Here is a 24454-nt window from a genome sequence, read left to right as displayed (position 1 = left end):
CCCCGGACGAAAGTGGGCGCACGTAAATAGCGTGGATTATGATCCAAGCGACGATAGTATCATCATCTCCAGCCGCCACCAAGACGCCGTCATCAAGATCGGCCGCGACAAAAAAGTCAAATGGATAATGGGCGCGCACAAGGGCTGGAAGGATCAGTTTAAGGGCTACTTGCTCCAGCCTGTAGATAAAGACGGCAAAAAGATCGTCTGCGAGGACGAGTACTCAAAATGCCCGGGATATGAGAGCGAGAAGGGCGGATTTGACTGGCAGTGGACGCAGCATACGGCATTTCGCATCGATAGCAAGTCTAAAAAGGGCGTAGTGTATCTCACCGTCTTTGACAACGGCGACACCCGCGGCATGGAGCAGCCTGCGATGGCGGGTATGAAATACTCCCGTGCGGTCGTTTATAAAATCGACGAAAAAGCTAAAACCGTCGAGCAGGTCTGGGAATACGGCAAACAGCGCGGCAGCGAGTGGTATAGTTCGGTCACATCGCTAGCGCAGTATCAAGACGACCTTGATAGCGTGATGGTTTACTCTGCGGTTGCCGGCATGCAGTTTGACATCGCCAAGGGCCGTCCGGTCGGCGTGCCTAGCCCGCATATCAACGAGTTTGAATGGGGCGCAAAAGAGCCGTCAATCGAAATCAAAATGACTAACGCGATGGGCTATCAGGCGTTTCCGTTTAGCCTAGAAAAGGCGTTTGAAAAATAAAATTTAGTGGCTCCCGGCCGGTGCGCTTTGGGTCGCTTTTGGTAAGTTTGGATTTTGCGCTTGCGGCCGAGTTAAATTTGCCCGCTCAAATTTGACTGGTCGCAGGCTGTAAATTTAGATCAAATTCGATCTTGTAAGAGGTAAAATTTAGGCTCGCGTTTCCATTCTTTGCGCTAGTCTAAATCTTACCTTTTCCTGTCAAGCGTTTGGGAAAATAGGACTCCGAAAAACAATAGCAATGCCTGAACGCTTGGATTTTAGTAAAACGCCGCCTAGATTTTTCTACTGCTTAAATTTATCCGTTTGCTTCATAAAATTTGCTTTAAATTTTCAAATTTACACCCTTGTTTCCGTAAAACCGATATAATCAACAAAAACGACGGAGGCGAAATATGCAAAAATTTGTCGAGCAAAAATTTATCGGCGAGCGCGCGATGTTTGGCGCAAAGGACGCTGAGTTTGAGCGGTGCGGGTTTGCGGCGGGAGAGTCGCCGCTAAAGCACGGGCAAAATTTGCGCCTAAAAAACTGCACTTTCGAGTGGAAATATCCGCTGTGGTACACTAAAAACGTCGCCGTGGAGGACGGGTTTTTGATGCAGATGGCGCGCGCTGGCATCTGGTACGCGCGGGAGGTTAGCTTTAAAGATATGCTAATCCAAGCGCCAAAATCCTTCCGCAGGTGCCAAAACGTGAAGCTAGAAAACGTAAATTTGACCCAGGCTGAGGAGACGCTGTGGAGCTGTGAGGACGTGGAGATAAAAAACGTCTGCGCGCGCGGGGATTATTTTGCGATGAACTGCGAAAACGTGCGCGTTTACGGGCTAAATTTGGACGGGAACTACGGCTTTGACGGCTGCAAAAACCTACTCGTCGAGGATAGCAAACTGCTTAGCAAAGACGCCTTTTGGAACTGCGAGAACGTGACCGTGCGAAATAGCTTCATCAGCGGCGAATACCTCGCGTGGAACAGCAAAAACGTGACCTTTGAAAACTGCGTGATAGAGAGCTTGCAGGGGCTTTGCTACGTGCAAAACCTCGTGCTGCGCGGCTGCCAGACGCTAGATACCACGCTAGCCTTTGAGTACTCAAGCGTGGACGTAGAAATTTTAGGCGGCATAGCTAGCGTGAAAAACCCGCTTTCAGGTGTGATAAGAGCAAGGGAGATAGGCGAAATTACAATGGACGAGGAGTGCGTAGATCCTGCCGCGACTAGGATTATTTTATAAAAATAACGGCACGTTTTGCCGGCGGCTTTTATGAGTTTTTTGCTTCGTTTTACTTGCGCGGCAAAGCATAGCTCAAACTTTGCCTAAAGGCCGCAAAAACGCATAATAAAAATTTATCAAAAGGAATAAAATGAAAAAATATATCGCGATTACGGGCGCAAGTTCTGGTATAGGAGCGGCTACGGCAAAGGCGTTTGCCAGGCGAGGAGAAAATTTGATCCTAATCGCGCGCAGAGCGGAGCTGCTGCAAAGCTTAAAGGACGAGATCGCGCAGATCGCGCCGGAATCGGACGTAGTAGTTAAAATTTGCGACCTTGCGTGTAGCAAAAACGTCCGAGCGCTTTGGGAGGAGCTAAAAAGCTACGAGCTAAAGGCGCTCATAAATAACGCCGGCTTTGGCGACTATGGAGCCGTAGGCGAGCAAAATTTAGATAAAACCGAGCAGATGTTGCAGCTAAACGTCGTCGCGCTTACGCTGCTTTCTAGTCTATTTGCGCGCGATTATAAGTATAAGCCCGTCCAGCTCATAAACATCTCTTCTGCGGGCGGCTACAGCATCGTGCAAAACGCCGTGGCCTACTGTGCGAGTAAGTTTTTCGTAAGCGCCTTTACCGAGGGCTTGCACCGCGAGCTGGCGCAAGATAAAGAGGCTAAAATGCAGGCTAAAGTTCTAGCTCCTGCCGCGACTAAAACGGAATTTGGCTCCGTAGCGACGGATGACGCGGACTACGACTACGACGCGGCTTTTAAACGCTATCATTCAAGCGAGGAAATGGCGGAGTTTTTGCTCGCGCTTTACGATAGCGATGCTTGCGTGGGCGCGGTTAATCGCGATAGTTTCGAATTTAGCCTAAGCAAGCCGAGGTTTGACTACGCGGGCAAATGACGCTAAATTTAAACTGAATTTCTTTGGATAAAGGGATTTTGACTAAATTTAGCGCAGTTAAATTTAACGAGCCGCCTGAAAAATAAATTTAAAGGAAAAATATGTCGTTTCTTGAGAAATTAAAGCTAGCTTTTTACACGATTTGTCGCCCTGAAAAGCTTATTTCGTTTAGGCTGGCAAAGCCCGATCCGCGCTACACGCGGGAAGCTAATTTTACCCTAAAATACGGCGTCCTTAACGCTCATCAAAATATGAACGCCGTCACGATCGCATATGATCGCTTGTGTGAGGAGTATACGGGATTTAAGCCGCTTTTTATCATCGAAAACGCTCCGCAATGCGAATACACGAATATGCACGCAAGCTCTAGTTTCGAGGTGCTGGACGAGGAGGAGTATAATGCGCAAAATCCTGACGCGCGCGACTTTCCCGTTGCGGAGTTTCGTTTGATGCTAAGCAAATTAAACAATCCCGAATATAAGGCCGAGGTGAGCGAATTTTACGGTAAATTTAGCCTAAAATACCCGCATAAACTAAAAGCGCTAGAATACTTAAATACCCGCGACTATGACGCGCTTGACGAGGATATCGACGTTTATCTGTGCCCTTGCGAGCGCAGTACGGACGTATTTGCGAGAATGATTCAGGGGTATTTTGCGGACGATTTTGATCCCGAGCAGACGTATGCGTTTATCTTAATGATGAATGAGCGATTTGGATTTGAGTTTATCGGTATCGGCGCTACGTTAATGTTATTTTACCGCCGAGAAAATTTAAGCGACGATAAGGCAGAGGAGCTACTGCAAGAGCTGGCTAAAATTTACGATACGCCTTACGAAGCGATCAAAAAAGCCCTGTGGCATAGCGCGTTTGGATCTCGTAAGACGCTCGTGCTGCCTTTTGCCGAAAACATCGAGGATGCAGTGACGGAGAAGCTGTAAATTTGGGGTAAAATTTACCCCGAAAACTCAAAATTTTAAGCCCAAATCTTAAACATTACAAAATTTTAAAGAAATTTTAGCTACACTCTGCAAATTTTATAAAAAAGGATGCCAAATGAACCCTTCCGAATTTATCTGGATGGATGGAAAATTAGTCAAATGGGAGGACGCTAAAGTCCATGTCCTAACCCACTCGCTTCACTATGCAAACGCCGTATTTGAGGGCACAAGAGCCTATATGACGGATAAGGGCTTAGCGATATTTCGCCTAGGCGATCACACCGCGCGCCTACTAAAATCAGCCAAAATGACGATCCTAAACGTCAAATACACGCAAAAAGAGCTTGAAGACGCGCAGGTCGAGCTGCTTCGCGCAAATAAATTTAAATCAAACGTCTATCTACGCCCGATCGTTTATCTAGGCTACGGCGTGATGGGTCTAGCCCATACTAAAGCTCCCGTAAATACCGCAATCGCGGCGTGGGAGTGGGGCGCGTATCTAGGCGAAGAGGGGCTAAAAAAGGGCATTCGCGTGAAAATTTCAAGCTTTGCCAAACTAAATGTCGGCGGCCAAATGAGCCGCGCGAAATCAAGCTCGAACTACCTCTGCTCGCAAATGGCAAACTATGAAGCCAAAGAGGCGGGCTACGACGAGGCGCTGCTGCTTGATAGCGAGGGCTACATCTCAGAGGGGCCGGGCGAATGCTTTTTCATCGTGGAAAACGGCGTACTAATCACCCCTCCAAACGACAGCAGCCTAGCTAGCATCACGCAAGATACGGTCATCAAAATCGCTCGCGATCTAGACATCGAAGTGCGCAGAGAGCGCATCACTCGCGACCGTGCATACACTGCGGACGAGGCGTTTTTCACGGGTACGGCGGCCGAGGTCACCCCGATAAGCGATATCGACAACCGCGTTATCGGCGCGGGCGAGCGCGGAGCGGTAACTAAACGCCTACAAGACGCGTATTTTGACGTAGTTTATGGACGCAATCCAAAATACGCCTCGATGCTAACTTATATTTAAGGAACGAAATGCCAGCGGATTTAAATGATTATTTTAATAAAAAACGAGGCTCCGGCGGCGGAGACGATAGCGGCAGCGAGAGCAAGGGGCCGAAAGTAAATTTTAAAACGCCTGATTTTAAAGGTTTCGGCAAAATTTCTGGCTTTGCCTACGTCATCATCGCGATAGTGGCCGTGATCGCGCTCACCCAGCCTTTTGTAGTGATAAACTCCGGCGAAGTGGGCATCAAGGCGACCGCCGGTAAATACGACCCGTCTCCGATGCAGCCGGGACTACACTTCTTTATCCCGTTTTTGCAAAAGGTCATCGTAGTTGATACGCGCGTTCGCCTCATCAACTACACTTCGGGCGAAGATATGGGCGAAGCGGCGCAAAAGTACGGCGCGCAGGCCCAAGCCGGCATCATCCGCAAAAACTCGATCTCCGTTTTGGATGCGAGAAACTTGCCTGTCAGTATCGACATAACCGTGCAGTACCGCCTAAATCCCGAAAACGCGCCTCAAACTATCGCGTCTTGGGGTCTTAGCTGGGAAAACAAGATCGTTGATCCAGTCGTGCGCGACGTCGTTCGCAGTATCGCGGGTAAATACACCGCCGAGGAGCTTCCGACGAAGCGAAACGACCTAGCCACGGCTATCGACGAGGGTATCCGCAAGGATATCGACGCGCAACCGAATAAACCCGTCGAGCTGCTAACCGTGCAGCTGCGCGAGATTATCTTGCCTGAAAAGGTAAAAGAGCAGATTGAGCGCGTACAAATCGCTAAACAAGAGGCCGAGCGAACCAAATACGAAGTAGAGCGCGCAAATCAAGAGGCGCTCAAAAAAGCAGCCCTCGCTGAAGGTACGGCAAAAGCCGCCATCATCGAGGCTCAGGGTCGTGCGGATGCTGCTAAGATCGAAGCCGACGCGCAAGCCTACGCAAACAAAGAGGTCGCAAAAAGCCTCGATCAAAATTTGCTAAATTTAAAACAGATCGAGACGCAGGGTAAATTTAACGAGGCGCTACGCGAAAACAACGACGCGAAGATATTTTTAACGCCTGGCGGAGCGGTGCCGAATATCTGGGTAGATACGAAGGATAAATCAAAGCAAAGCGCAATAGCGCAGTAAATTTTTTTTCTGCCGTATTTGATGGAGTCGGCAAAATTTAGTGAAGGTAGGCCAAGCGGCTTATCTTTGCTAAATTTTATCTTTGCATTTATAGCTTTTTATAACCACATGAGATTTTATCCTGCGATATTTCGTTTTAATTTTCTACATTCAAATTTGAAGTTACATCCGTAAATTTAGCCTCAAATTTTACCGCCGAAACCTATACTAAAATGCCGTATTCGGCTATTTTCGTAAGATTAAAAAACACGACATAAGACTGCATTTACGCAGTTTGGGTTTTATCTCCGTATTTAAGAGTAATTAGCACGTAGTTTGTAAATTTGATTTGTAGATAAGATTAAGTTTTAGTAGCTTTATATCGCAAGTAAAATGCTATTCTATGCCTTGCTCTTTTTTCTTGCGTCGATTTTTGCGGTATTTTTGGTTAGTTTAATATCAAATTTACTTAGCTTTTGATATTCTTGCGAAAAAATTTAGTTAAAAGGATAAAAAATGGCAGTAAAAATAACAGACATTTGCATAAGCTGCGGCTCTTGCATCGACGAGTGCCCAACAAACGCTATCGTAGACGATGCAGATAACCCGATCGGAGAGGACGCATACTATGTCTATGCAGATAAATGCGTAGAGTGCGTAGGATTTAACGACGAACCTGCATGCGCCTCAGCCTGTCCTACCGACGGCTGTATCGTTTGGGATGCTCCTTATGCAGGACAGCCTTCTCGCGCCGAGATAACCGCCGATATGCGCATGGGTTCAACTGCGGTAATACAATAAATTTAAGCCCGCATTTTGGGCTTATTTTGAATTTTAATTTTTTTTTGATATAATCACTGCCTTATAAAAATCACAAAAAGGAAATTTTATGCAGCAAACGCTTTCTATTATTAAGCCTGATGCCGTAAAAAAGGGCGTTATCGGAAAAATCGTGGATAGATTCGAAAGTAATGGACTAAGAATCGCCGCCATGAAAAAAGTCAAACTAAGCAAATGCGACGCAAAAGCTTTCTACGCAGTTCACAAAGACAGACCTTTCTTCAATGATTTGGTTGATTTTATGGTGAGCGGACCGGTCGTAGTTATGGTTCTTGAGGGCGATGATGCGGTAGCTAAAAACCGCGATCTAATGGGCGCAACCAACCCGAAAGAAGCAAAGCCCGGTACTATCAGAGCCGACTTTGCCGAGAGTATCGACGCAAACGCCGTTCACGGTAGCGACAGCCTAGAAAACGCTAAAAATGAGATTGCGTTTTTCTTTGCGACAAGAGAAATTTGCTAAATTTAGGTTAAATTTTGAAAATATCTTTCGCCAAAATCGCAAACAATCAAATGCCGTTTGAGTTAAACTCGGACGGACTGATTTTTAACGGCGAACTAGGAAAAATAAACCAAAATTTGGTTAGCTGCAAAGGTAAAATCGTAGGCGAGATAGCTCACAACTGCGACCGATGCGGCGAAGATATAAGTTTAAAGCTTGATGAAGATGTAAATTTGATATTAAGCGACGGAATTTATAAAGATAAAGAAGAAAACCTTGACGATGTAGTTGAGTTTTTCGACGGTTTTATAAATTTGGAAGAAGTATTAACAAGTGAAATAGAAGCTTTTAAAAGCGATTATTTTTATTGTGAAAAATGTAAAAATCTATAAAGGAGAATAAAATGGCAGTACCTAAACGAAGAGTAAGTCATACTCGTGCGGCAAAGAGAAGAACACACTACAAAGCAACGCTTCCTATTCCCGTAAAAGATAAAGACGGCTCATGGAAAATGCCTCACCGCGTAAATAAAACTACCGGAGAGTATTGATACAAATGACCAGCATTTGCATTGACGCGATGGGCGGCGACTTCGGTCCGCAGCCTATTATCGGTGGCGTGATCGAGGCTTTAAAAGAGGTAAAATTTGAAGCTATCTTGGTAGGCGATACGAAAATTTTGGAAAGTCTCGTCCCACAAAATTTAAAACAATACGTAAAATTTATTCAAGCCGATGAGATTGTTTCTATGAGCGACGGCGCCACCGATGCGTTAAAGCGAAAGGAAAGTAGTATTTTTAAGGCTATAGAGCTACTTAAAAATAAACAAACCAAGGCCGTAGTTTCTGCTGGACACAGCGGAGCCACGATGAGCCTTGCCACGCTTCGAGTCGGACGCCTAAAAAATGTTTCGCGTCCGGCTATTGCGACGTTGATGCCAAATGTTACCGGCGGTAAAACTCTAGTTTTGGACGTCGGCGCGAACGTAGACTGTAGGTCGGAACATTTGTTTCAGTTTGCGGTAATGGGCGAAGCTTACGCAAAGGAAATTTTAAAAATAGAGTCGCCTAAGGTAGCGCTTTTATCAAACGGCGAAGAAGAGTGCAAGGGCAACGATGTTACCAAGGAAGCCTTTGCGATGATTTCAAAACTTGATAGTTTCGTAGGCAATGCCGAAGGCAATCAAGTCTTTGACGGAAGCGTCGACGTCATAGTTTGTGACGGATTCGTGGGAAATATTTTGCTAAAAACTAGCGAAGGCGTAGCCGATGCAATCAGCAAGATTATTAAAAAGCACGTTAAAAAATCTCCCGTAGCAATCGCCGGTTCGCTTCTCATGAAAAAAGTTTTTAAGACTTTAAAACAACAAGTCGACTACGATGAATACGGCGGAGCGCCGCTGCTAGGCGTAGACGGTTGCGTAATAATCAGTCACGGAAAAAGTACCTCTAAAGCTATCAAAAATGCGATATTTCAAGCATTAAATTTCGCAGATTCTAATATAAATAAAGTTATCGAAGACGAGCTTTCACGCTTTGCCAAATAAAATATAAGGTTAATACAAATGCCAAAAGCCTCGTTAGTATCCATAGCTGCATATGCCCCTACTAAAATTTTAACGAATTTAGATCTTGAAAAAATGGTAGAAACAAGCGACGAATGGATAACTAAACGAACGGGTATTAAGCAAAGGCGAATAGCGCAGGATGAAGATACTAGCGACTTGGGAACAAAGGCGGCGAAGCTGGCGATCGAAAGGGCAAATCTGAGAGCAAAAGATATTGATGCCGTCATCTGCGCGACCATCTCCCCCGATCATTTTTGCATGCCCTCGACGGCCTGCAAAATCGCTAAAAATTTGGGCATAAACTCTGTTATGACATTTGATATAAGCGCAGCTTGTACCGGTTTTATTTATTTGCTTGAACTTGCTAAGTCTCTAATAGAAAGCGGCAGTAAAAAAAATATACTCATAATCGGGGCCGAAAAACTAAGTAAAATAGTAGATTGGGCGGACAGAACGACTTGTATACTATTTGGCGACGGAGCCGGCGCGGCAGTCGTAAGCGCCGATAGTAAAAATGAGATTGTAGACGTACATACCGCAGCCGACGGCAACTATGCCGAGCTACTCATCACGCCGGGCGGAGAAGAAAAGTTTATTAAAATGTCCGGTAACGAAGTTTTTAAAGTCGCAGTTCAAACATTAACCAAAGACGTTGTAGAAATTTTAGAAAGAAATAAAATCCCCAGCGACAAAATCGATCTTTTTATCCCACATCAGGCAAATTTGCGCATTATAGAAGCGGTCAAACAACGTTTAAATTTTTCAGAAGAACAATGCGTAGTAACGGTCGGAAAATACGGTAACACTAGCTCGGCCTCCATACCGATGGCAATGAACGATGCTTATGAGGCCGGTAGGCTTAAAAATGGCGATTTGATTTTATTGGATGCTTTTGGCGGCGGCTTTACTTGGGGCTCGGCTTTACTCAAATTCGGCGGCGAAGACTACAAAAGATAATTTTTACAAAGGCGATAATTTCTGTAAATTTAGGTTATTTTAAATAACGGTAGTTTACTTAAATAAATTTTGAAATTTTACTATCGCAACTACAACCCTTCTAAAATCAGCCGAATACGAATACGATAAACAAATTATTTTTCCAAGGGCTACGACATGATAGTAAATAAAATTTACAAAATTTTTTTTCGAAGGTGTAAAGCTAAATATCAAACGATAGTCTATGCTTGAGTTTAAACTATATTGCGACGACAGAGGACCGGTTAAAGCCATAGTCTTCATAGTTCCGTGTCTAGGCAGCAATACGAACAACAGTTACCACGAGCATCTAGTGCAGTTTGTATCCGATAAATTTAACCTAGAGTAAATTACCGAAGTATCGGCAATAGACCGCAGAACGGAACGACTTGTTTTTTAGAGACCTAGATAAAATAGTTTTCAAGAAAAATACCCAAAAATTTCGAGCAAAATTAGTATCAAAACGCTACCTGCGCTAGATACTAAAATTAGCAAAAAAGCGAATGGCAATTTACCGAGCGATTTTAAATCGCAAATGTTGGTTATACTGCAACCGACCAAAAACGAATATCAAAATTTTATCAGCATGCAAGCTCAAGACGAGATAGAGACTGCGCTTTTATTAAGACAGTCTGCCGCTTAAATATGCAACCGATAAACGTTAGCCGTAGTCTTAACTGGCAGTTTGCACGGAGTATATATAAACGCCCTAAAGCAAATTTTATGCCGCGACTATAGAGGCCGTTTTGGACAATAACGGCTGTGTAAAGCTAAACCGGGAACTTACGGATCTTGGCAAAGAAGTAGATTGCGCCAAATTTAGCAAATATTTTACCGATATATTTTAAAGGCATCGGTATCTCCATCTTTGCTAAAATAGCGCAGGCGTCGTTAAAAGTCCTTGTTTTGCTTTTATGAGCGCGCGAAGATAGACGAAGCTCGCTGCGTCTAAAAATCCAAAGCTCACGCCTCAAACCAAGCTAGCTATCGCTGCGCCGTAAAAAACCACTACGCGCCTTCTAAAAAAAATGCAACTTCATAAGTAGCTTTAAAATTTAGGTTTTATGCGACGTTATATGGTGTAAAAATCGGAATTTATTAATTTGATAGTTTGCAGTTTAAATACGCAGACAAAAATGCTACCGCCAATATCAGACAAAATCATGACGTGCGGAAAATAAATCTACAAAAATAAACCGTAAGTTAAGCCGCGCGGGCGATCTATGCTTGCCCTAGCCTAGCGTTAAATTTAGTAGACAAACGCCAAATATCGTATATTAAAGCGGCGTTTTGACCCCGGAGTAAAATTTGAAACATTGCAAAAGATTAAATTTATCTCTTTTTAATTTTTAGATGATATAATTTCGCTACAAATAAAAATTATTAAGGAGAAAAAATGTTAGTAACAAAAAAAGCGCCTGATTTTACGGCTGCAGCGGTTTTAGGAAGCAATCAAATCGTAAACGATTTCAACCTATATAAAAATATCGGCGAGAAGGGCGCTGTAGTATTTTTCTACCCTATGGACTTTACCTTTGTTTGTCCTAGCGAGATCATCGCATTCGATAAGAGATACGATGAGTTTAAAGCTCGCGGTATCGAAGTCATCGGCGTTTCAACAGACAACCAATTCTCTCACTTCGCGTGGAAAGAAACTCCTGTAAACAAAGGCGGCATCGGCCAAGTTCGTTTCCCGTTAGTAGCCGATATGACGAAGTCTATCGCTCGCGGTTTTGACGTACTTTTAGAAGATGCCGGCGTCGCGCTTCGCGGTAGCTTCTTGCTTGATAAAGACGGCACCGTTCGCCACGCGGTCATCAACGACCTTCCGCTTGGAAGAAACATCGACGAGATGATAAGAATGGTCGATACGATGCTATTTACGAACGAGCACGGGGAGGTTTGTCCTGCCGGTTGGAACAAAGGCGATAAGGGCATGAAAGCCGATACAGCAGGCGTCGCAGACTACCTATCTCACAACGCAGATAAGCTATAATCATCTAAATTTAAGGGCGAACTCTCGCCCTTATTGATCCTTTTTAGATTAAAATATCGTAAATTTAATACAAAATATCAAAAATTAAATCAAAAAATAAGTTTTTTTTACTATAATCTAGCTTAAAATTCAAATTTATTCGGAAGGACTTATAATTCAAATGAACGTTACGTATAATGACGGCTCGTTTATGCGCGAGGATGCGGTAAACGTATTTGCTAGAGCTATGAAAGACAACCGTCAGGTGCATTTTTTAAATCTTTACAACGGCGTAAAAGTAGAGTGCATGGGCGAGGTAAAGCACGCAGAGGATGATACCGTCGTCTGCAAGGTAACTCTAGAGCAAATTTTAGCTATAAAAGAAGAAAAAAACGCCTACGTAGTACGCGATGAATATTTTCCGGAAAATTTAAGAGCCGACATCGTCGGATCGGATCTCACGAATTTAACCGTTATGCTACAAAATTTCACGTACATGCAAAATCTGCACGCAAATCTAAGAAAACACCAGCGCGTTTATCCTGATCGCTATACTAGAGTGATCTTGACGCAAAACGGTAGTGAAATAAGCGGCAATCTATATGATATCTCAAGGGGCGGCCTGGGCGTCGTTAGCTTGGATGACGGCGAGTTTAAAGAGGGCGAGCCTATAAATGCTAAATTTGAGCTAAGCATACCGGATGAGGCTAGCGACTCTAATAAAATCATAAACATAGATACAGATCTAAAACTGGTCGCTGCATTAAGATATAAGGGCGCGATGAGATATTGTTGCCAGCTAACTGGTAATGACGGTACTACGGGCGAAGATATAGCAAAATTTACCAAAAGACGCGTAATAGAAACCCTCGAAGAGCTCAAAGAGCAGATAAAAACCTACCAATAAATTTAACGCAAAATTAAAAGGCGAGCCTCGCGCTTGCCTTTTTTAAATTCTACCCGCCTCGATTTTAGATTTATCCTCCAGCTTCACCCGAAATTTAATCAAAAATCAGTAAAATAGCCCAAAATTTACAAGGAAGCACATGAAAACCATCCAAGAAAATTTAAAGCTATTTTATGTCGGCCTCAAAAACAAAGAGCCGTTTTTTTATAAAAATAAAGACCTCACGACGCACGCGGCCATCATCGGAATGACCGGTAGTGGTAAAACCGGCCTTGGCATCAGCATCCTAGAAGAAGCCTGCATCGATAATATCCCGACCTTTATAATCGACCCCAAAGGCGATATGACCAACCTTGCCTTAGCGTTCCCGCAGATGAGCGCGCAGGATTTTGCGCCCTACGTCGATGAAAACGAAGCTCAGAATAAAGGCATGAGCGCGGATGAGTTTGCCGCTAGCGAGGCGCAGACGTGGAAAAACGGTATCGAGGGCTCGTTTCAAAGTTTAGAGCGCGTAGGGCTTTTTAAAGATAGCGCCGAGCTAAAAATTTACACGCCAAAGAGCAGTAGCGGCGTCGGCGTAGCGCTGCTCGGAGATTTTGCCCGTCCGAGTTTAGACGTAGGCAGCGAGGAGTTTAGCGAGTACGTCGGCTCTTTGGCTAGCTCGGTGCTATCGCTTGTGGGCATAGAAAACGACGTAAACTCAAAAGAACACCTGCTCGTCTCAAACATTTTTATAGATAAATTTAGCCAGGGCGCGGACGTGAGCCTAGAGGAGCTCATCGGCTTTATCGCGACGCCTCCGTTTGCCAAGATTGGCGTATTTGATGTGGAGAAATTTTATCCGAGCTCCGAGCGCATGAAGCTAGCCGTCAAGATCAACACGCTGCTTGCAAGCCCCGATTTTCGGGCGTGGCTAAGCGGCGAGCGACTTGATATCTCAAAGATGCTTTTTAACGCAAACGGCAAAGCAAAGTGCAATATCTTTACCATCTCGCACCTAAAAGACAGCGAGAGGATGTTTTTCGTGACGCTGCTGCTAAACGAGATCATCGCGTGGATGCGCAAGACCGAGGGTACAAGCTCACTTCGCGCGGTGCTTTATATGGACGAGATTTTTGGATTTTTCCCGCCAAACGGCAACCCGCCTAGCAAAACTCCGATGCTAACTCTACTCAAGCAAGCCCGCGCGCACGGCCTTGGCGTGATACTGAGCACCCAAAACCCGGTCGATCTGGACTACAAAGGCCTTAGCAACATCGGCACGTGGTTTATCGGGCGCTTGCAAACCGCGCAGGATAAGGCGCGCGTGATCGACGGTATGACGGGCCTTGCGGGCTCTGCGATGGATAAAGGCGAGATAGAAAATCTCATCTCAAATTTGCAAAAGCGCAATTTCCTACTAAAAAACATCCACGAGGACGGGCTATCCGTCATCTCGACGCGCTGGACTCTGAGCTATCTCAAAGGACCGCTTAGTCGCGAGCAGATTTCAAATTTGATGAAAGAGCAAAAGAGCGGGTCAAATTTGAGCGGGTTAAACCCAGCAAAAAGCTCAAATTTTGCCGCCAAACCGGTGCTGTCGCCGGACATCGCTCAAATTTACGCTGCAAGCTCAAATTTACAGGAAGGCGGCGAACTGGAGGGGTATCTTTACGGCGAAGCCAAAGTGCGATTTTACGACGCCAAAAAGGGGCTTGACGAGGTTCGCGAGGTAAATTTCACGCTAAGGTTGGATGAAGCTCAAAAAAGCGCCGACTGGAGCGAGGCTAGCGAAAATATGCATTTTACCGAGGTTGCAGAGCCGAATTTCAAGCTCTCATACGCGCCGCTGCCAGGCTTTGTCGCGGGAGCTAAAAATTTCAAAGAACTAACCAAAAATTTTAAAGAATTTATCTATAGAAACTACAAACTTAGGCTCTTTAGCGCGCTAAATTTAAGCTCGGCGCCGGGTGAGAGTAAGGAGGAGTTTTATGTCCGTTTGGCCGATAAATGCAACGAAATTTTAGAGGCGCAAACAGCCAAGCTCACGGCTGAGTTTGACAAACAAAAAGCGCGCCTAGAGGAGAAACTAAACCGCTCGGTAGCAAAGCTAGAAAAAGAGCAGCGAGACTTTAAAAGCAAGGGGATCGAGACGGCGATCTCGGTGGGTGCGAGCATTTTGGGCGCTATTTTCGGCAAGGGGCTGCTAAGTAGCGGCAATATCGGCAAAGTCGCGACATCCGCGCGCTCGGCAAACAGCGTGCTAAAAGAGCGCGGCGATGTCAAACTAAGCGAGCAAGAAGTCGCCCAGCTAAATGCACAGATCGAGGAGCTGATGGCGAAATTTGAAGAAGACGCCAGCGCGCTAAAAGCCAAAAACGACGTGCAAAACGTGGAGGTGACTGAGGTGGAGGTGGGGCCGAAGAGTAGCGATGTTTATGACGAAAAGCTCTATCTTCTTTGGAAATAAATTTAACGGCTTGTCTTTTGAGCGCTTTTTGTGGATTTCGTTAAAATTTGACTCGATAGGCTACATGCCTTATCTTCATCAAATTTTAACTTCAAAACCCCAAAAATCATCTCAAAATACTTCGCCTTGATTTTTTACATTTAAATTTGAGGTCAAATTTGTAAATTTGAGTCGCCGAGACCCGCACCGCAAAAATGTTAAACTAAAAAACGTGCGGCGCGACAGCGCCAGATAAACTGCACGCAGTGCAACAACCTCTCACGTCGTAGGGGTTGGGGGATCGTTAAGGGGGAAGGGAGCGACTTCGTAATTCAAGCCCCTTCCCCCTTAACAAGAAAGATTAAATTTAATGCACAACGCTAAATTTAGCCAAATCAAATTTAGCACCTTAAAGACGCAGGTCTCGGTGCGTAAAATTTAGAAATATTTCCATGCAAAAAATATAATTTTCGCTTCGCTTGTAAAAAATATATAAATTTTACCTTAAGAATTATTTTTCTAAGGCTAAAGTGTGTAAAATAGTCGCAAATTTACAAAAAAGCTCGCAAAAAGAGCGGAATTTATACGCAAAATGCGGATTTTGAGAGTAAAATCAGGGAAATTCTTTGAAAGGAAGTTAAATGAAAACTACATCTTTGGCATTAGCCGGCTTGCTTTTCGCGTCTGCGCTGGGCGCAAAGGAGTTCGTATCTATCGGTACGGGAGCGATGACGGGTACGTATTATCCGGTGGGCGGAGCGATATGTCGCCTCGTAAATAAGGACCCGCAGATGAAATGCTCGGTGCAATCAACCGGCGGCTCGGTCTACAACGTAAATAACGTGCTAAAAAAAGAGCTAAATTTCGGTTTCGTCCAAAGCGACGTGGTTTATGATAAATTTAACGGCGTGGGTAAATTTGAAGGTAACGGTGATCAAAACCTACGCGCCGTCGTCTCGATCTACCCTGAGCTTCTCGCGTTCGTCGTCTCAAAATCAAGCGGTATCGGCTCTATAAACGACCTCGAGGGCAAAGCGATCAACGTCGGTAATCCTGGCAGCGGTAACGAAATGACCGCGCTTGGCGTGTTTAAGGCTTACGGATTTGACGAGAAAAAGCTAAAACATCACGGCGTACTAACTGCCGGCGAATGCCCGCACGCGCTAAAAGATAAGAAAATCGACGGCTACTTCTACATGGTCGGCCATCCGACGGCTAACATCACCGACGCGGCAAACTCGCTGCCTATCGACATCATAAACATCGAGGGCGAGCAAGTCGATAAGATGCTAGCTGCTATGCCGTATTTTGCCAAAGGCACGATACCAAAAGGTACCTATGAGGGCGTGGATCACGACGTAAACAGCATCGGCGTCAAAGCCGTCCTAGTTACGGATAAAAGCATGAGCGATACCGCGGTGGCCGCGGTCGTGAAGGCTATTTTAGATAACTTTGACGAGTATAAGAGCCTGCATCCCGCACTTGCAGCCGTTACTAAAGAGAGCCTGATAGAGGGGCTTTCTGCGCCTTTGCACCCTGCTGCCGAGGCCGAGTTTAAAAAAGCCGGCATAATAAAATAAACTAGATAAGCCGTGCGGGTTAAATTTGACCTGCGCGGCTTATTTTTTGTTAAATTTAGGGCTTATTTTTAGTTTTTTGAGGATTTAAAATTTGATGCTTTGCTAGCCTGTTTTCGGACGGCGAGTTTGCTTTAGCCGCGTCAAGCGTCAAATTTTAGATTTGGCTCATGCGCGAGTTTTTGGCTAGTTTTGCTTGCCGCTTGCAAAACCCGTATCTTTACGGTGCTAGGTTAAATTTGTAGGTAGATTTAAGGCTTAAGCAAAGCGGGTCAAATTTGAGAAACTAAAGCCCAGGTTTATACGGGCAAAATCGCCGAATTCTAGAAAAATTTAAGAGGTTAGGAAAAGAGCAAATATGGATAAAAAGTTAAACGATACACGAACAAACACCGAGCCGGCGCAGGAAAAGGAGGAGTTCGTCGAGGTAAAGACGCGCGAGATAAACTCGAGCTTTTATATTTATTTTACGAGCATTATATGCTTTGCGTGGTCGGTTTTTCAGCTTTATATCGCGTATTTTCCGATGAACACTACGATGTCGCGCTCGGCGCACCTTGCTTTTGCTATCTGTTTACTGTTTTTACTCTATCCGCTTAAAATTCACAAAAAAGCCCATTCCAGCCTGCCGTTTTACGACATCGCGCTTTGCGTTTTGGGTACGCTAGCCGCGCTCTACCCTCTCATAGAGTTTTACGCTCTAGCGCAGCGTCCCGGAGACTACACGAGCCTTGATATAGCCGTATCCTGCGTCGCCGTGGTCGTGCTGTTTGAGGCGGGTCGAAGGATCATCGGTCCGGCGCTTCCTATCATCGCCGCGATATTTTTGGCGTATGATTATTTCGGTCAATACATGCCAGACATCATCGCGCACCAGGGCGCTAGCCTAAATAAGCTCGCAGGCCACATGTATCTTACAACCGAGGGCGTTTTTGGCGTGCCGCTTGGCGTTAGCGTGAGTTTTATCTATCTTTTTGTCTTGTTCGGTTCGCTGTTAGAGCGTGCGGGAGCGGGGCAGTATTTTATAAATTTAGCCTTTGCGCTGCTTGGTAAATTTCGCGGCGGACCGGCGAAAGCTTCGGTTATCGCGTCGGGACTAACCGGCATGGTGAGCGGCAGCTCCACGGCAAACGTCGTAACGGTGGGTACGTTTACGATCCCGCTGATGAAAAAGGCGGGTCTAACCAGCACCAAAGCCGGCGCTATCGAGGTGGCTGCTGGCGTAAACGGTCAGCTAATGCCGCCTATCATGGGCGCGGCGGCCTTTATCATCGCCGAGTTTTTGGGGCTTAGCTATACAAACGTCATGATCGCGGCCGTGATTCCTGCGTTCGTGTGCTATATGTCGCTATTTTTCATCGTACACCTTGAGAGCTGTAAGCTCGGGCTAAAAGGTATGAAGCAGGGCGCAGGCGTATCAAAGCTTAAAATTTTCGTGAGCGGACTGCACTATCTTATCCCGATTTTGGTTTTGCTCTACACCTTGCTAATCGCAAACGAATCGCCGATTTCGGCGGCTTTTAACGCTATTTGCGTGCTATTTTTGATTATCCTTTTTCAAGAGCCCGTTAGAAAAACGGCTCACGGCGAGGGCGTCGGCAAAGAGGACTTTATCGTTGGCTTTACGGATATATTTTGGGCGATGGTAACGGCGGCTAAAAGTATGACTACGATCGCGATAGCTACGGGTTTAGCAGGCATCATCGTGGGCTCGATCTCGCTAACGGGTATCGGGCAGGTGCTGTCTGAAGTCGTGGAAAATTTAGCCGGCAACAACATCGTGCTCATCCTCTTTCTCACGGCGATAATGTCGCTGATACTAGGTATGGGCTTGCCGACCACCGCAAACTACATCGTCGTTAGCTCGCTAGTGGCACCTGTGATTTTATTTTTGGCGCATAAAAACGGCTTTCTCATCCCCGCTATCGCCGTGCATCTTTTCGTCTTTTATTTCGGCATCCTAGCCGACGATACACCGCCTGTTGGCATCGCGGCATACGCTGCGGCCGGTATCGCCAAAGCAAACCCCGTAACCGTGGGTATGCAGGGCTTTTTTTACGACCTACGCACGACGATTTTGCCATTTTCGTTCGTGTTTAATAACAAGCTGCTTTTGATAGAAAGCGTAGATGCCGCAAATCCAAACGACGCAAAAGGTATAGTGTGGATAACAAATCCGCTCGAGATGGCGCTGATTTTCGGTACGGCGCTAGTGGGTATGTTTGCCTTTTCTTCAGCGCTTCAAGGCTATTTCGTTAGGCAAGTAAATATACTCGAGCGCGCGCTGCTTTTGGCTGTCGCGCCTTTAACCTTGGTGCCTAATATGTGCGCTAAATATATCCCTTTTATCGCCAACGAATACGTGTCTTACGCAATCGGCGTTTCGCTTTACGCGGCGTTATTTGCATTTGGCTGGATACGAAATAAAGCAGATAAAAGAGCGGGAGTGATCGCCTAGCGCACCACAAAAAATAGAAGTATAAATTTATAAAAATTTGATTAAAGCCGATTTTGTCGGCTTTAAAATTTAAATTTTTATATTTTCCTTTTTTAGATAGTCAAAGAGGAGTTTATTAGCTACTTTGGCATATTTTGGCTTTTTAAATGCCCCTATCGCCATTGCACCGCTGAGCAACCAAGAGATAGCGGCAAAAATTTTTTCGCCAGTACTTGAGTGTTTTCCTGTAAACATGGCAAGAAAAAATAATGTACAAAAAGCAAATACGCACAGACATAGTAACATTATGGAATAATAGTGGAAAGAAATGGAAAATGTATTATTGATATATTTTTCGCCGGAATTTAAATTTACGAAAACTTCGACATATCGGCCATCGGCGACAAAGATTAGTTCGTCACCTTCTATTATTGTGCTATTTAGCTTGTTTAAGTAGAAGAGTTGGTTGTTTATCCTAAAATTTATATTGTAGTTATGGGATGTGCCAACTTCGCTGCTTCTTGCATTTCCGCTTATGTATGTCTCTAAATTTGAGTTTAACCCCGACACCTTACCTCTAACTATTCTAAGTCCGTAATCCTTCATAAAAGTCCTTTTGAATTTTCGGTAATTCTATCAAAAAAAAAAAAAAACGATTCGTTAATAGTTAAAGAAAATTTTAGTTAGAATTTAAAATAGATTATTTTTTTTGGTTTTTAAAGTCGCGATATAAAATAAACTAAGTTCGGGTTAAATTTGATTACCGAATTTAACCCGAGTAAGGAAAATTAAAGTCTTTTTGAGCGTTTTAGATCGCCTGCAAATTCGCATCCTAGCTTATCTTTTAGCTCGCAAGCCTTCTCAAAAAGAGCGTAGGCGTCTTTAAATTTTTTCTCCTCTAGCAGATACGAACCTACCGTCGCGCACGCAAATCCGTCGCCAAGTTCGCAGCTTTTATTTAGCAGCGCGCGCGCTTTTTCTTTGTCGCTAGACACGTATATCCCGCCGGCGCCCGAGCAGGCCTCTTTAGCGCCTAGTTCACAGCCTTTTTCGTATAGCTCAAGCGCTTTTTTAGGATCGGGCAAGATATCTTTGCCTAGCTGATAGAGCGCGCCGGCTCTTGCACAGGCCTGCGCATTGTTTGCGTCGCAAGCGGATACGAATTTGTCGCGAGCTACTGCTAAATTTGAGCTTTCGTAGGCTTTTATGCCGTCCTCGAAATCGCCGCCCAGAGCGAAAACTGCGGCAACTAGCATTAGAAGTTTTTTCATTATCTCCCTTTAAATTAAAAATATTCTATTCTAGCATATTTAAAATTATTTTTTGTTTAGCCGTTTTTCTCTCGACCTAAAATCTGGCATCAAGGCTGCGATGAAGTCGTAAAAACTTTTTTGATGGTGGGGGTAGATTAGGTGAGTTAGCTCGTGAAGCACGACGTATTCGACTAGTTTGGGGGCTTTTTCGATCAAATTTAGGCTTAAATTTATATAGCCTTTGCGCGAGTTGCAGCTACCCCAGCGAGTGGTCATTTTGCGCATGACGACGCGGTTTATTTTGCGGTTTACGGCTGGAGCGAATTTAGCTATAAAATGCCCGTAAATGCGCCTTGCAAAAGCTTTTTTGTAGTTTTCTAGCGCCACTAAACTCGGGGCGTAAATTTCGCCGTCAAATTTACGTCCGTCCGCGCTAGTAAATTTAGCCTCGCTAGGGTGCGCGTTAAATTTAATTGCGTCAAATTCGCCGTCAAATTTAGCGCCGTAAAGGTGCGGGTCTAGCCCCTCTGAGCTCAAATTTAAGCCGTCAAAAACTCCTAAATCGCTTGTAAAACGCATCAAATTTACGCCCTTTAAATTTGGTTCTAGCACGATACGGTAAACTTCTCCCAGCAGCCTAAACTCATCCTCGCGCGGTAAATTTGCTAGCGTTTTTTCGTGAGCCGATTTTAGCCAGTCGTAGTGTTTTTGCACGAACTCTAGCGCCTGTTTTTGCGCGGCGTAAAAGGGCAGCGAGACCGAGATATCGCCTGATTTAGCGACCTTTAGGCGGGTTGTTTTTACGCCTTTTTTAAAATTTAGCGCGACGTCAAATTCGCCGCATTTTACGCTAACGGTTTTTACACGAGGCGTTTTGATTGCCATTTTCTGCTTCTCCAGCGCCACGTATTAACAAGACCGCGCAGCCACTCGTCGGTGGTAAATCCGATCCAAACGCCGATGATGCCCATGCCCTGCACGATACCTAGATAATATCCCAGCGGCAGGCTCACGCCCCACATAAACACCGCGCCCGTCATCAGCGGGAATTTAGCATCGCCGCTTGCGCGCAGGGCGTTTACGATTACGATATTAAACGTCCTGCCCGCCTCTAAAACGATAGAGAGCGTAAAAAGCGGCAGCATGATTTCTTTAAGCGCGGGCGTTAAATTTAGCGCGTCCATTATCTCGTATTTGCCAAAATACGCGACCGATACGACGCAAAGCGAGGCAAAAACGCCGATTTTTAGCGCGCGAAACGTGCGCGAGTAGGCTTCGTCAAATCTCATCGCGCCGACTAGGTGGCCGACGATTACCTCGTTTGCAACGCTGATGCTGGCTCCGCAAAGTAGGATTAAAAGCGTGATTTGAAAATAAACCGTCTGCACGTTTAAGCTAGCCTCGCCCATGCTCGCTACAAAACCGAAAGCCACCATATACTGCGCCATCCAGAGCAAATTTTCGCCGGCACTCGGAAGCCCGACGGATAAAATTTTACGCAAAATGGCAAACGGCAGGCTAAATAGACGCTTAAAGAAAATATTAACTTTCGCGTAGCGAGTCAGGATCAAAAATAGCACGATAACACCCACTAGGCGTCCCGCGACCGTCGAGACCGCGACGCCGTAGAGGCCGTAGTTTGGCAGTCCCAGCCAGCCAAAAAGCGCGATAGCGTTACCGCAAAGAGTAATGACGTTCATTAAAAGCGAGACTAGCATGACGGCGGCGGCGAAGTTATAAACGCGAAGCACGGCTGCTAGCACCATGCCGATACCGTCAAAAGCAAGCGCTACGCCTAGCATGTGCAGGTAGCCAAAACTCTCCTGCCTAAGTTGCTCGGGGACATTTAGAAGCTCTAAAATTTCAAATCCGAAAAAGTAAATAAAAACCGCGCTAAAAAGCCCGATTATCGTGTTAAACGTGATGCTAGCGTGTATGACGCGTTTGGCTAAATTTATATTTTTAGCGCCTAGAGCCTGCGCGACTACGACCGAGCAGCCAACGCTTAAAAAGTTAAAGATCGTCATAAATAAATCCATGACTTGATTGCCCGCGCCCATAGCGCCCACTAGATGGACGCTAACCTTAGTCACCATGTAGGTGTTTATGATGAGCGTAACAAAGTGCAAAAACATATCTAAAAATATCGGGATAGTGAGTTTTTTAAGCGATAAATTCATAATTTCTCTTTTGTAACGTGGATTTTAAATAACGCGCGATTATATCCAAATATAAATTTAAAGCGTTTTAAGGCGGCGCGGCGGGCTTGCTCGGTCAGCGGGTATAATCTTTTTATTAGATTAATCAAGTATAATTTAAAAAATCTACTACGAACGGACGTCAAAATGCATAAAACTTTTACCTCTAGATGGGCCTTTATCATCGCCTGCGTTGGCTCTGCCGTGGGCATGGCAAACGTCTGGGGCTTCCCGTATAAAGTCGGCTCAAACGGCGGCGGCGCATTTTTGCTTATTTACGTGCTTTTTATCGCGATATTTTCCTACGTCGGGCTATCTGCGGAGTATGCTATCGGTAGACGCGCTAAAACCGGTACGCTAGGCTCCTATGAATACGCCTGGAAGAGCCGAAACTGGGGAACTTTCGGTAAAATTTTAGGCTGGATACCTCTGGCTGGCTCCATGTGTATAGCTACGGGCTACGCAGTCATCATCGCGTACGTTTTAAAGGCGCTGTTTCAGGCAATCACGGGTTCGCTTATGACCGTGGATACGAACACTTGGTTTGATTCCTTTGCGTTTTCGTCCTATTCGGTCGTGCCGTTTCATTTTATCGTCGTTGCCGGCACGCTATTTACGCTATTTTTCGGCGCGCATAGTATAGAAAAAACGGGCAAAATCATGATGCCGCTTTTTTTTATTCTATTTTTTATTTTAGCGATTAGGGTGGCGTTTTTAGACGGGGCGTTTGGCGGGTATAAATTTATCTTTCACAGCGACTGGGGCAAGCTAGCTGATCCTATGGTTTGGGTATCGGCGATGGGGCAGGCATTTTTCTCGCTATCTATCACGGGTTCTGGTATGATAGTTTACGGCGCGTATTTGCATAAAGACGAAGATATCGTCGATAGCGCGCAAAAAACGGCGATCTTTGATACGATCGCAGCGATGACGGCGGCGCTTGTGATGCTGCCTGCGGTCTTTGCCTACGGCATGGATCCCGCGGCGGGGCCCGGACTACTTTTCGTAACGCTGCCTAAAATTTTACAAGACATGGTCGGAGGCCAAATTTTTGCGATTATTTTATTTACGGCGGTGATTTTTGGCGGCGTGACTTCGCTACAAAATATGTTTGAAGTCGTCGCCGAGTCGATAATGCACAAATTTCCTAAGCTAAAGCGTGGCGTCGTGCTAATTTTGCTTTGCGCGGTGTGCTTTGGTATCGGCGTAAATATGGAAGCCATAACCAGTTGGGGGCCGTGGATGGATTTTGTTTCCATCTATATCATCCCTATCGGCGCGGTGATCGGCGCTGTGTCGTGGTTTTGGGTCATCAAAAAAGAAGAGATCATGGACGAGATAAATACCGGCGCGGCAAAAAAGCAAGGCGCGCTGTGGTATTTTACGGGCAGATATATCTACGTGCCGATGGCGCTTACGCTTTGTATCATCGCGCTTAGCATGCATATATCGTTTTAAGGCGCGCGCGTGGCACTCATAGATCTAATCGAAGTTAGTAAAAAATTCGGCCCCAATGAAATTTTAAACAAAGTAAGCCTCAGCGTAAACGAGCGCGAGCGTATCGCTATCATCGGTAAAAACGGCAGCGGCAAAAGTACGCTAATGAAGCTAGTCGCGGGCACGCTAGAGCCTGATAGCGGCAGGCGTATCGCGCAAGGCGGCGTTAAGGTAGAAATGCTCGCGCAAAATCCTAAATTTGACGATGCGGCTACGGTAAAAGACGCGCTAAATTTGGAGCTAAAAGAGATATTTGATGCGCGCGACGAGTATGCCGCGGTGCTAGAGGCGCTCGGCCGCGACCCGCACAACAAAGAGCTAAACGCTAGGCAAGACGAGCTAATCAAATTTATCGAAGCAAAAGACGGCTGGCAGATCGAGCGCAAGATCGAGCGCGTGCTGGAGGAGTTTAAGCTAAAAGAGTACGAAAACCGCGCTGTCGCAAGCCTCAGCGGAGGCGAAATACG

General features: G+C 45.4%; 25 protein-coding genes. 21 read left to right on the top strand and 4 right to left on the bottom strand.

Annotation, left to right across the window (positions count from 1 at the left end; all coding sequences use genetic code 11):
• From RYL88_RS03465 to RYL88_RS03380, 19 genes are all read left to right on the top strand, one after another.
• On the top strand, positions 1-718 hold a 718-nt coding region (locus RYL88_RS03465), incomplete at its 5' end, for an aryl-sulfate sulfotransferase (RefSeq protein ID WP_314988976.1).
• A 392-nt stretch (positions 719-1110) separates the two neighbouring features.
• Positions 1111-1944 (top strand): DUF3737 family protein, encoded by an 834-nt coding sequence (locus tag RYL88_RS03460; RefSeq protein WP_314988975.1) that lies wholly within the window; start codon positions 1111-1113, stop codon positions 1942-1944.
• Between the two features lie 130 nt (positions 1945-2074).
• A complete protein-coding gene (locus tag RYL88_RS03455) occupies positions 2075-2830 on the top strand; it encodes an SDR family NAD(P)-dependent oxidoreductase (protein ID WP_314988974.1) in 756 nt (251 codons plus the stop codon).
• Between the two features lie 101 nt (positions 2831-2931).
• A complete protein-coding gene (locus tag RYL88_RS03450) occupies positions 2932-3771 on the top strand; it encodes a hypothetical protein (protein WP_314988973.1) in 840 nt (279 codons plus the stop codon).
• A 115-nt stretch (positions 3772-3886) separates the two neighbouring features.
• Positions 3887-4801 carry a branched-chain-amino-acid transaminase gene (gene ilvE / locus RYL88_RS03445; RefSeq protein WP_314988972.1) on the top strand — a complete coding sequence of 305 codons (915 nt, stop codon included), beginning with the start codon at positions 3887-3889 and terminating at the stop codon, positions 4799-4801.
• A gap of 8 nt (positions 4802-4809) precedes the next feature.
• On the top strand, positions 4810-5913 hold the full coding sequence (locus RYL88_RS03440; protein ID WP_314988971.1) for an SPFH domain-containing protein: 1104 nt from the start codon (positions 4810-4812) through the stop codon (positions 5911-5913).
• 495 nt (positions 5914-6408) lie between these two features.
• A complete protein-coding gene (locus tag RYL88_RS03435; protein ID WP_314988970.1) occupies positions 6409-6693 on the top strand; it encodes a 4Fe-4S binding protein in 285 nt (94 codons plus the stop codon).
• Between the two features lie 88 nt (positions 6694-6781).
• Positions 6782-7195 carry a nucleoside-diphosphate kinase gene (gene ndk, locus RYL88_RS03430; protein ID WP_122863180.1) on the top strand — a complete coding sequence of 138 codons (414 nt, stop codon included), beginning with the start codon at positions 6782-6784 and terminating at the stop codon, positions 7193-7195.
• A gap of 14 nt (positions 7196-7209) precedes the next feature.
• On the top strand, positions 7210-7566 hold the full coding sequence (locus RYL88_RS03425) for a YceD family protein (RefSeq protein ID WP_314988969.1): 357 nt from the start codon (positions 7210-7212) through the stop codon (positions 7564-7566).
• 11 nt (positions 7567-7577) lie between these two features.
• On the top strand, positions 7578-7724 hold the full coding sequence (gene rpmF, locus RYL88_RS03420; RefSeq protein ID WP_314988968.1) for a 50S ribosomal protein L32: 147 nt from the start codon (positions 7578-7580) through the stop codon (positions 7722-7724).
• A 5-nt stretch (positions 7725-7729) separates the two neighbouring features.
• Positions 7730-8719, top strand: coding sequence for a phosphate acyltransferase PlsX (gene plsX / locus RYL88_RS03415; protein ID WP_314988977.1), 990 nt, complete (start codon positions 7730-7732; stop codon positions 8717-8719).
• An 18-nt stretch (positions 8720-8737) separates the two neighbouring features.
• Entirely contained in the window at positions 8738-9697 is a 960-nt protein-coding gene (locus RYL88_RS03410; RefSeq protein ID WP_314988967.1) for a beta-ketoacyl-ACP synthase III, read from the top strand.
• Positions 9698-9920: 223 nt separating this feature from the next.
• On the top strand, positions 9921-10064 hold the full coding sequence (locus RYL88_RS03405; protein ID WP_314988966.1) for a hypothetical protein: 144 nt from the start codon (positions 9921-9923) through the stop codon (positions 10062-10064).
• A 90-nt stretch (positions 10065-10154) separates the two neighbouring features.
• Positions 10155-10358, top strand: coding sequence for a DUF2920 family protein (locus tag RYL88_RS12690; RefSeq protein WP_369011028.1), 204 nt, complete (start codon positions 10155-10157; stop codon positions 10356-10358).
• A 753-nt stretch (positions 10359-11111) separates the two neighbouring features.
• Complete coding sequence (locus tag RYL88_RS03400) at positions 11112-11711, top strand: peroxiredoxin (RefSeq protein WP_002947343.1); 600 nt, start codon at positions 11112-11114, stop codon at positions 11709-11711.
• Positions 11712-11871: 160 nt separating this feature from the next.
• The gene (locus tag RYL88_RS03395; RefSeq protein ID WP_314988965.1) at positions 11872-12597 is read left to right on the top strand and encodes a PilZ domain-containing protein; all 726 of its coding nucleotides are present in this window, start codon (positions 11872-11874) and stop codon (positions 12595-12597) included.
• 139 nt (positions 12598-12736) lie between these two features.
• The gene (locus RYL88_RS03390) at positions 12737-15046 is read left to right on the top strand and encodes a DUF87 domain-containing protein (RefSeq protein ID WP_314988964.1); all 2310 of its coding nucleotides are present in this window, start codon (positions 12737-12739) and stop codon (positions 15044-15046) included.
• A 620-nt stretch (positions 15047-15666) separates the two neighbouring features.
• Positions 15667-16605 (top strand): TAXI family TRAP transporter solute-binding subunit, encoded by a 939-nt coding sequence (locus RYL88_RS03385; protein WP_314988963.1) that lies wholly within the window; start codon positions 15667-15669, stop codon positions 16603-16605.
• 355 nt (positions 16606-16960) lie between these two features.
• Complete coding sequence (locus tag RYL88_RS03380; protein ID WP_314988962.1) at positions 16961-19060, top strand: TRAP transporter permease; 2100 nt, start codon at positions 16961-16963, stop codon at positions 19058-19060.
• A gap of 69 nt (positions 19061-19129) precedes the next feature.
• Here the strand turns inward: RYL88_RS03380 and RYL88_RS03375 are convergent, their stop codons facing one another.
• The 4 genes from RYL88_RS03375 to RYL88_RS03360 all read right to left on the bottom strand — a co-directional run bounded on the left by RYL88_RS03375 (position 19130) and on the right by RYL88_RS03360 (position 22472).
• Complete coding sequence (locus RYL88_RS03375) at positions 19130-19645, bottom strand: hypothetical protein (RefSeq protein WP_314988961.1); 516 nt, start codon at positions 19643-19645, stop codon at positions 19130-19132.
• Positions 19646-19827: 182 nt separating this feature from the next.
• Positions 19828-20310, bottom strand: a complete 483-nt coding sequence (locus RYL88_RS03370; RefSeq protein ID WP_314988960.1) for a sel1 repeat family protein — start codon at positions 20308-20310, stop codon at positions 19828-19830.
• Between the two features lie 45 nt (positions 20311-20355).
• Positions 20356-21177: a SprT family zinc-dependent metalloprotease gene (locus tag RYL88_RS03365; RefSeq protein WP_314988959.1), complete on the bottom strand. Its 822-nt coding sequence runs from the start codon at positions 21175-21177 to the stop codon at positions 20356-20358.
• A complete protein-coding gene (locus RYL88_RS03360) occupies positions 21153-22472 on the bottom strand; it encodes an MATE family efflux transporter (RefSeq protein ID WP_314988958.1) in 1320 nt (439 codons plus the stop codon). Before RYL88_RS03360 ends, RYL88_RS03365 begins: the two co-directional genes overlap by 25 nt.
• Positions 22473-22637: 165 nt before the next feature.
• On the opposite strand from RYL88_RS03360, the gene RYL88_RS03355 reads away from it, so the two are divergent.
• Both RYL88_RS03355 and RYL88_RS03350 read left to right on the top strand, forming a co-directional pair.
• Positions 22638-23948 carry a sodium-dependent transporter gene (locus RYL88_RS03355; RefSeq protein WP_314988957.1) on the top strand — a complete coding sequence of 437 codons (1311 nt, stop codon included), beginning with the start codon at positions 22638-22640 and terminating at the stop codon, positions 23946-23948.
• 9 nt (positions 23949-23957) lie between these two features.
• On the top strand, positions 23958-24454 hold a 497-nt coding region (locus RYL88_RS03350), incomplete at its 3' end, for an ATP-binding cassette domain-containing protein (protein ID WP_314988956.1).

This window comes from uncultured Campylobacter sp. (genome assembly GCF_963517995.1).
Classification (GTDB): domain Bacteria; phylum Campylobacterota; class Campylobacteria; order Campylobacterales; family Campylobacteraceae; genus Campylobacter_A.
The sequence above is the reverse complement of the archived record's forward strand: the minus strand, read 5'-3'. Positions and strand labels throughout refer to the sequence as shown.

Excerpts from the sequence above, each read along its gene's own strand:
- RYL88_RS03460 (WP_314988975.1), top strand. The coding sequence starts at position 1,111 with ATGCAAAAATTTGTCGAGCAAAAATTTATCGGCGAGCGCGCGATGTTT.
- RYL88_RS03455 (WP_314988974.1), top strand. The coding sequence starts at position 2,075 with ATGAAAAAATATATCGCGATTACGGGCGCAAGTTCTGGTATAGGAGCG.
- RYL88_RS03450 (WP_314988973.1), top strand. The coding sequence starts at position 2,932 with ATGTCGTTTCTTGAGAAATTAAAGCTAGCTTTTTACACGATTTGTCGC.
- ilvE (WP_314988972.1), top strand. The coding sequence starts at position 3,887 with ATGAACCCTTCCGAATTTATCTGGATGGATGGAAAATTAGTCAAATGG.
- RYL88_RS03440 (WP_314988971.1), top strand. The coding sequence starts at position 4,810 with ATGCCAGCGGATTTAAATGATTATTTTAATAAAAAACGAGGCTCCGGC.
- RYL88_RS03435 (WP_314988970.1), top strand. The coding sequence starts at position 6,409 with ATGGCAGTAAAAATAACAGACATTTGCATAAGCTGCGGCTCTTGCATC.
- ndk (WP_122863180.1), top strand. The coding sequence starts at position 6,782 with ATGCAGCAAACGCTTTCTATTATTAAGCCTGATGCCGTAAAAAAGGGC.
- rpmF (WP_314988968.1), top strand. The coding sequence starts at position 7,578 with ATGGCAGTACCTAAACGAAGAGTAAGTCATACTCGTGCGGCAAAGAGA.
- plsX (WP_314988977.1), top strand. The coding sequence starts at position 7,730 with ATGACCAGCATTTGCATTGACGCGATGGGCGGCGACTTCGGTCCGCAG.
- RYL88_RS03410 (WP_314988967.1), top strand. The coding sequence starts at position 8,738 with ATGCCAAAAGCCTCGTTAGTATCCATAGCTGCATATGCCCCTACTAAA.
- RYL88_RS03405 (WP_314988966.1), top strand. The coding sequence starts at position 9,921 with ATGCTTGAGTTTAAACTATATTGCGACGACAGAGGACCGGTTAAAGCC.
- RYL88_RS03400 (WP_002947343.1), top strand. The coding sequence starts at position 11,112 with ATGTTAGTAACAAAAAAAGCGCCTGATTTTACGGCTGCAGCGGTTTTA.
- RYL88_RS03395 (WP_314988965.1), top strand. The coding sequence starts at position 11,872 with ATGAACGTTACGTATAATGACGGCTCGTTTATGCGCGAGGATGCGGTA.
- RYL88_RS03390 (WP_314988964.1), top strand. The coding sequence starts at position 12,737 with ATGAAAACCATCCAAGAAAATTTAAAGCTATTTTATGTCGGCCTCAAA.
- RYL88_RS03385 (WP_314988963.1), top strand. The coding sequence starts at position 15,667 with ATGAAAACTACATCTTTGGCATTAGCCGGCTTGCTTTTCGCGTCTGCG.
- RYL88_RS03380 (WP_314988962.1), top strand. The coding sequence starts at position 16,961 with ATGGATAAAAAGTTAAACGATACACGAACAAACACCGAGCCGGCGCAG.
- RYL88_RS03375 (WP_314988961.1), bottom strand. The coding sequence starts at position 19,645 with ATGAAGGATTACGGACTTAGAATAGTTAGAGGTAAGGTGTCGGGGTTA.
- RYL88_RS03370 (WP_314988960.1), bottom strand. The coding sequence starts at position 20,310 with ATGAAAAAACTTCTAATGCTAGTTGCCGCAGTTTTCGCTCTGGGCGGC.
- RYL88_RS03365 (WP_314988959.1), bottom strand. The coding sequence starts at position 21,177 with ATGGCAATCAAAACGCCTCGTGTAAAAACCGTTAGCGTAAAATGCGGC.
- RYL88_RS03360 (WP_314988958.1), bottom strand. The coding sequence starts at position 22,472 with ATGAATTTATCGCTTAAAAAACTCACTATCCCGATATTTTTAGATATG.
- RYL88_RS03355 (WP_314988957.1), top strand. The coding sequence starts at position 22,638 with ATGCATAAAACTTTTACCTCTAGATGGGCCTTTATCATCGCCTGCGTT.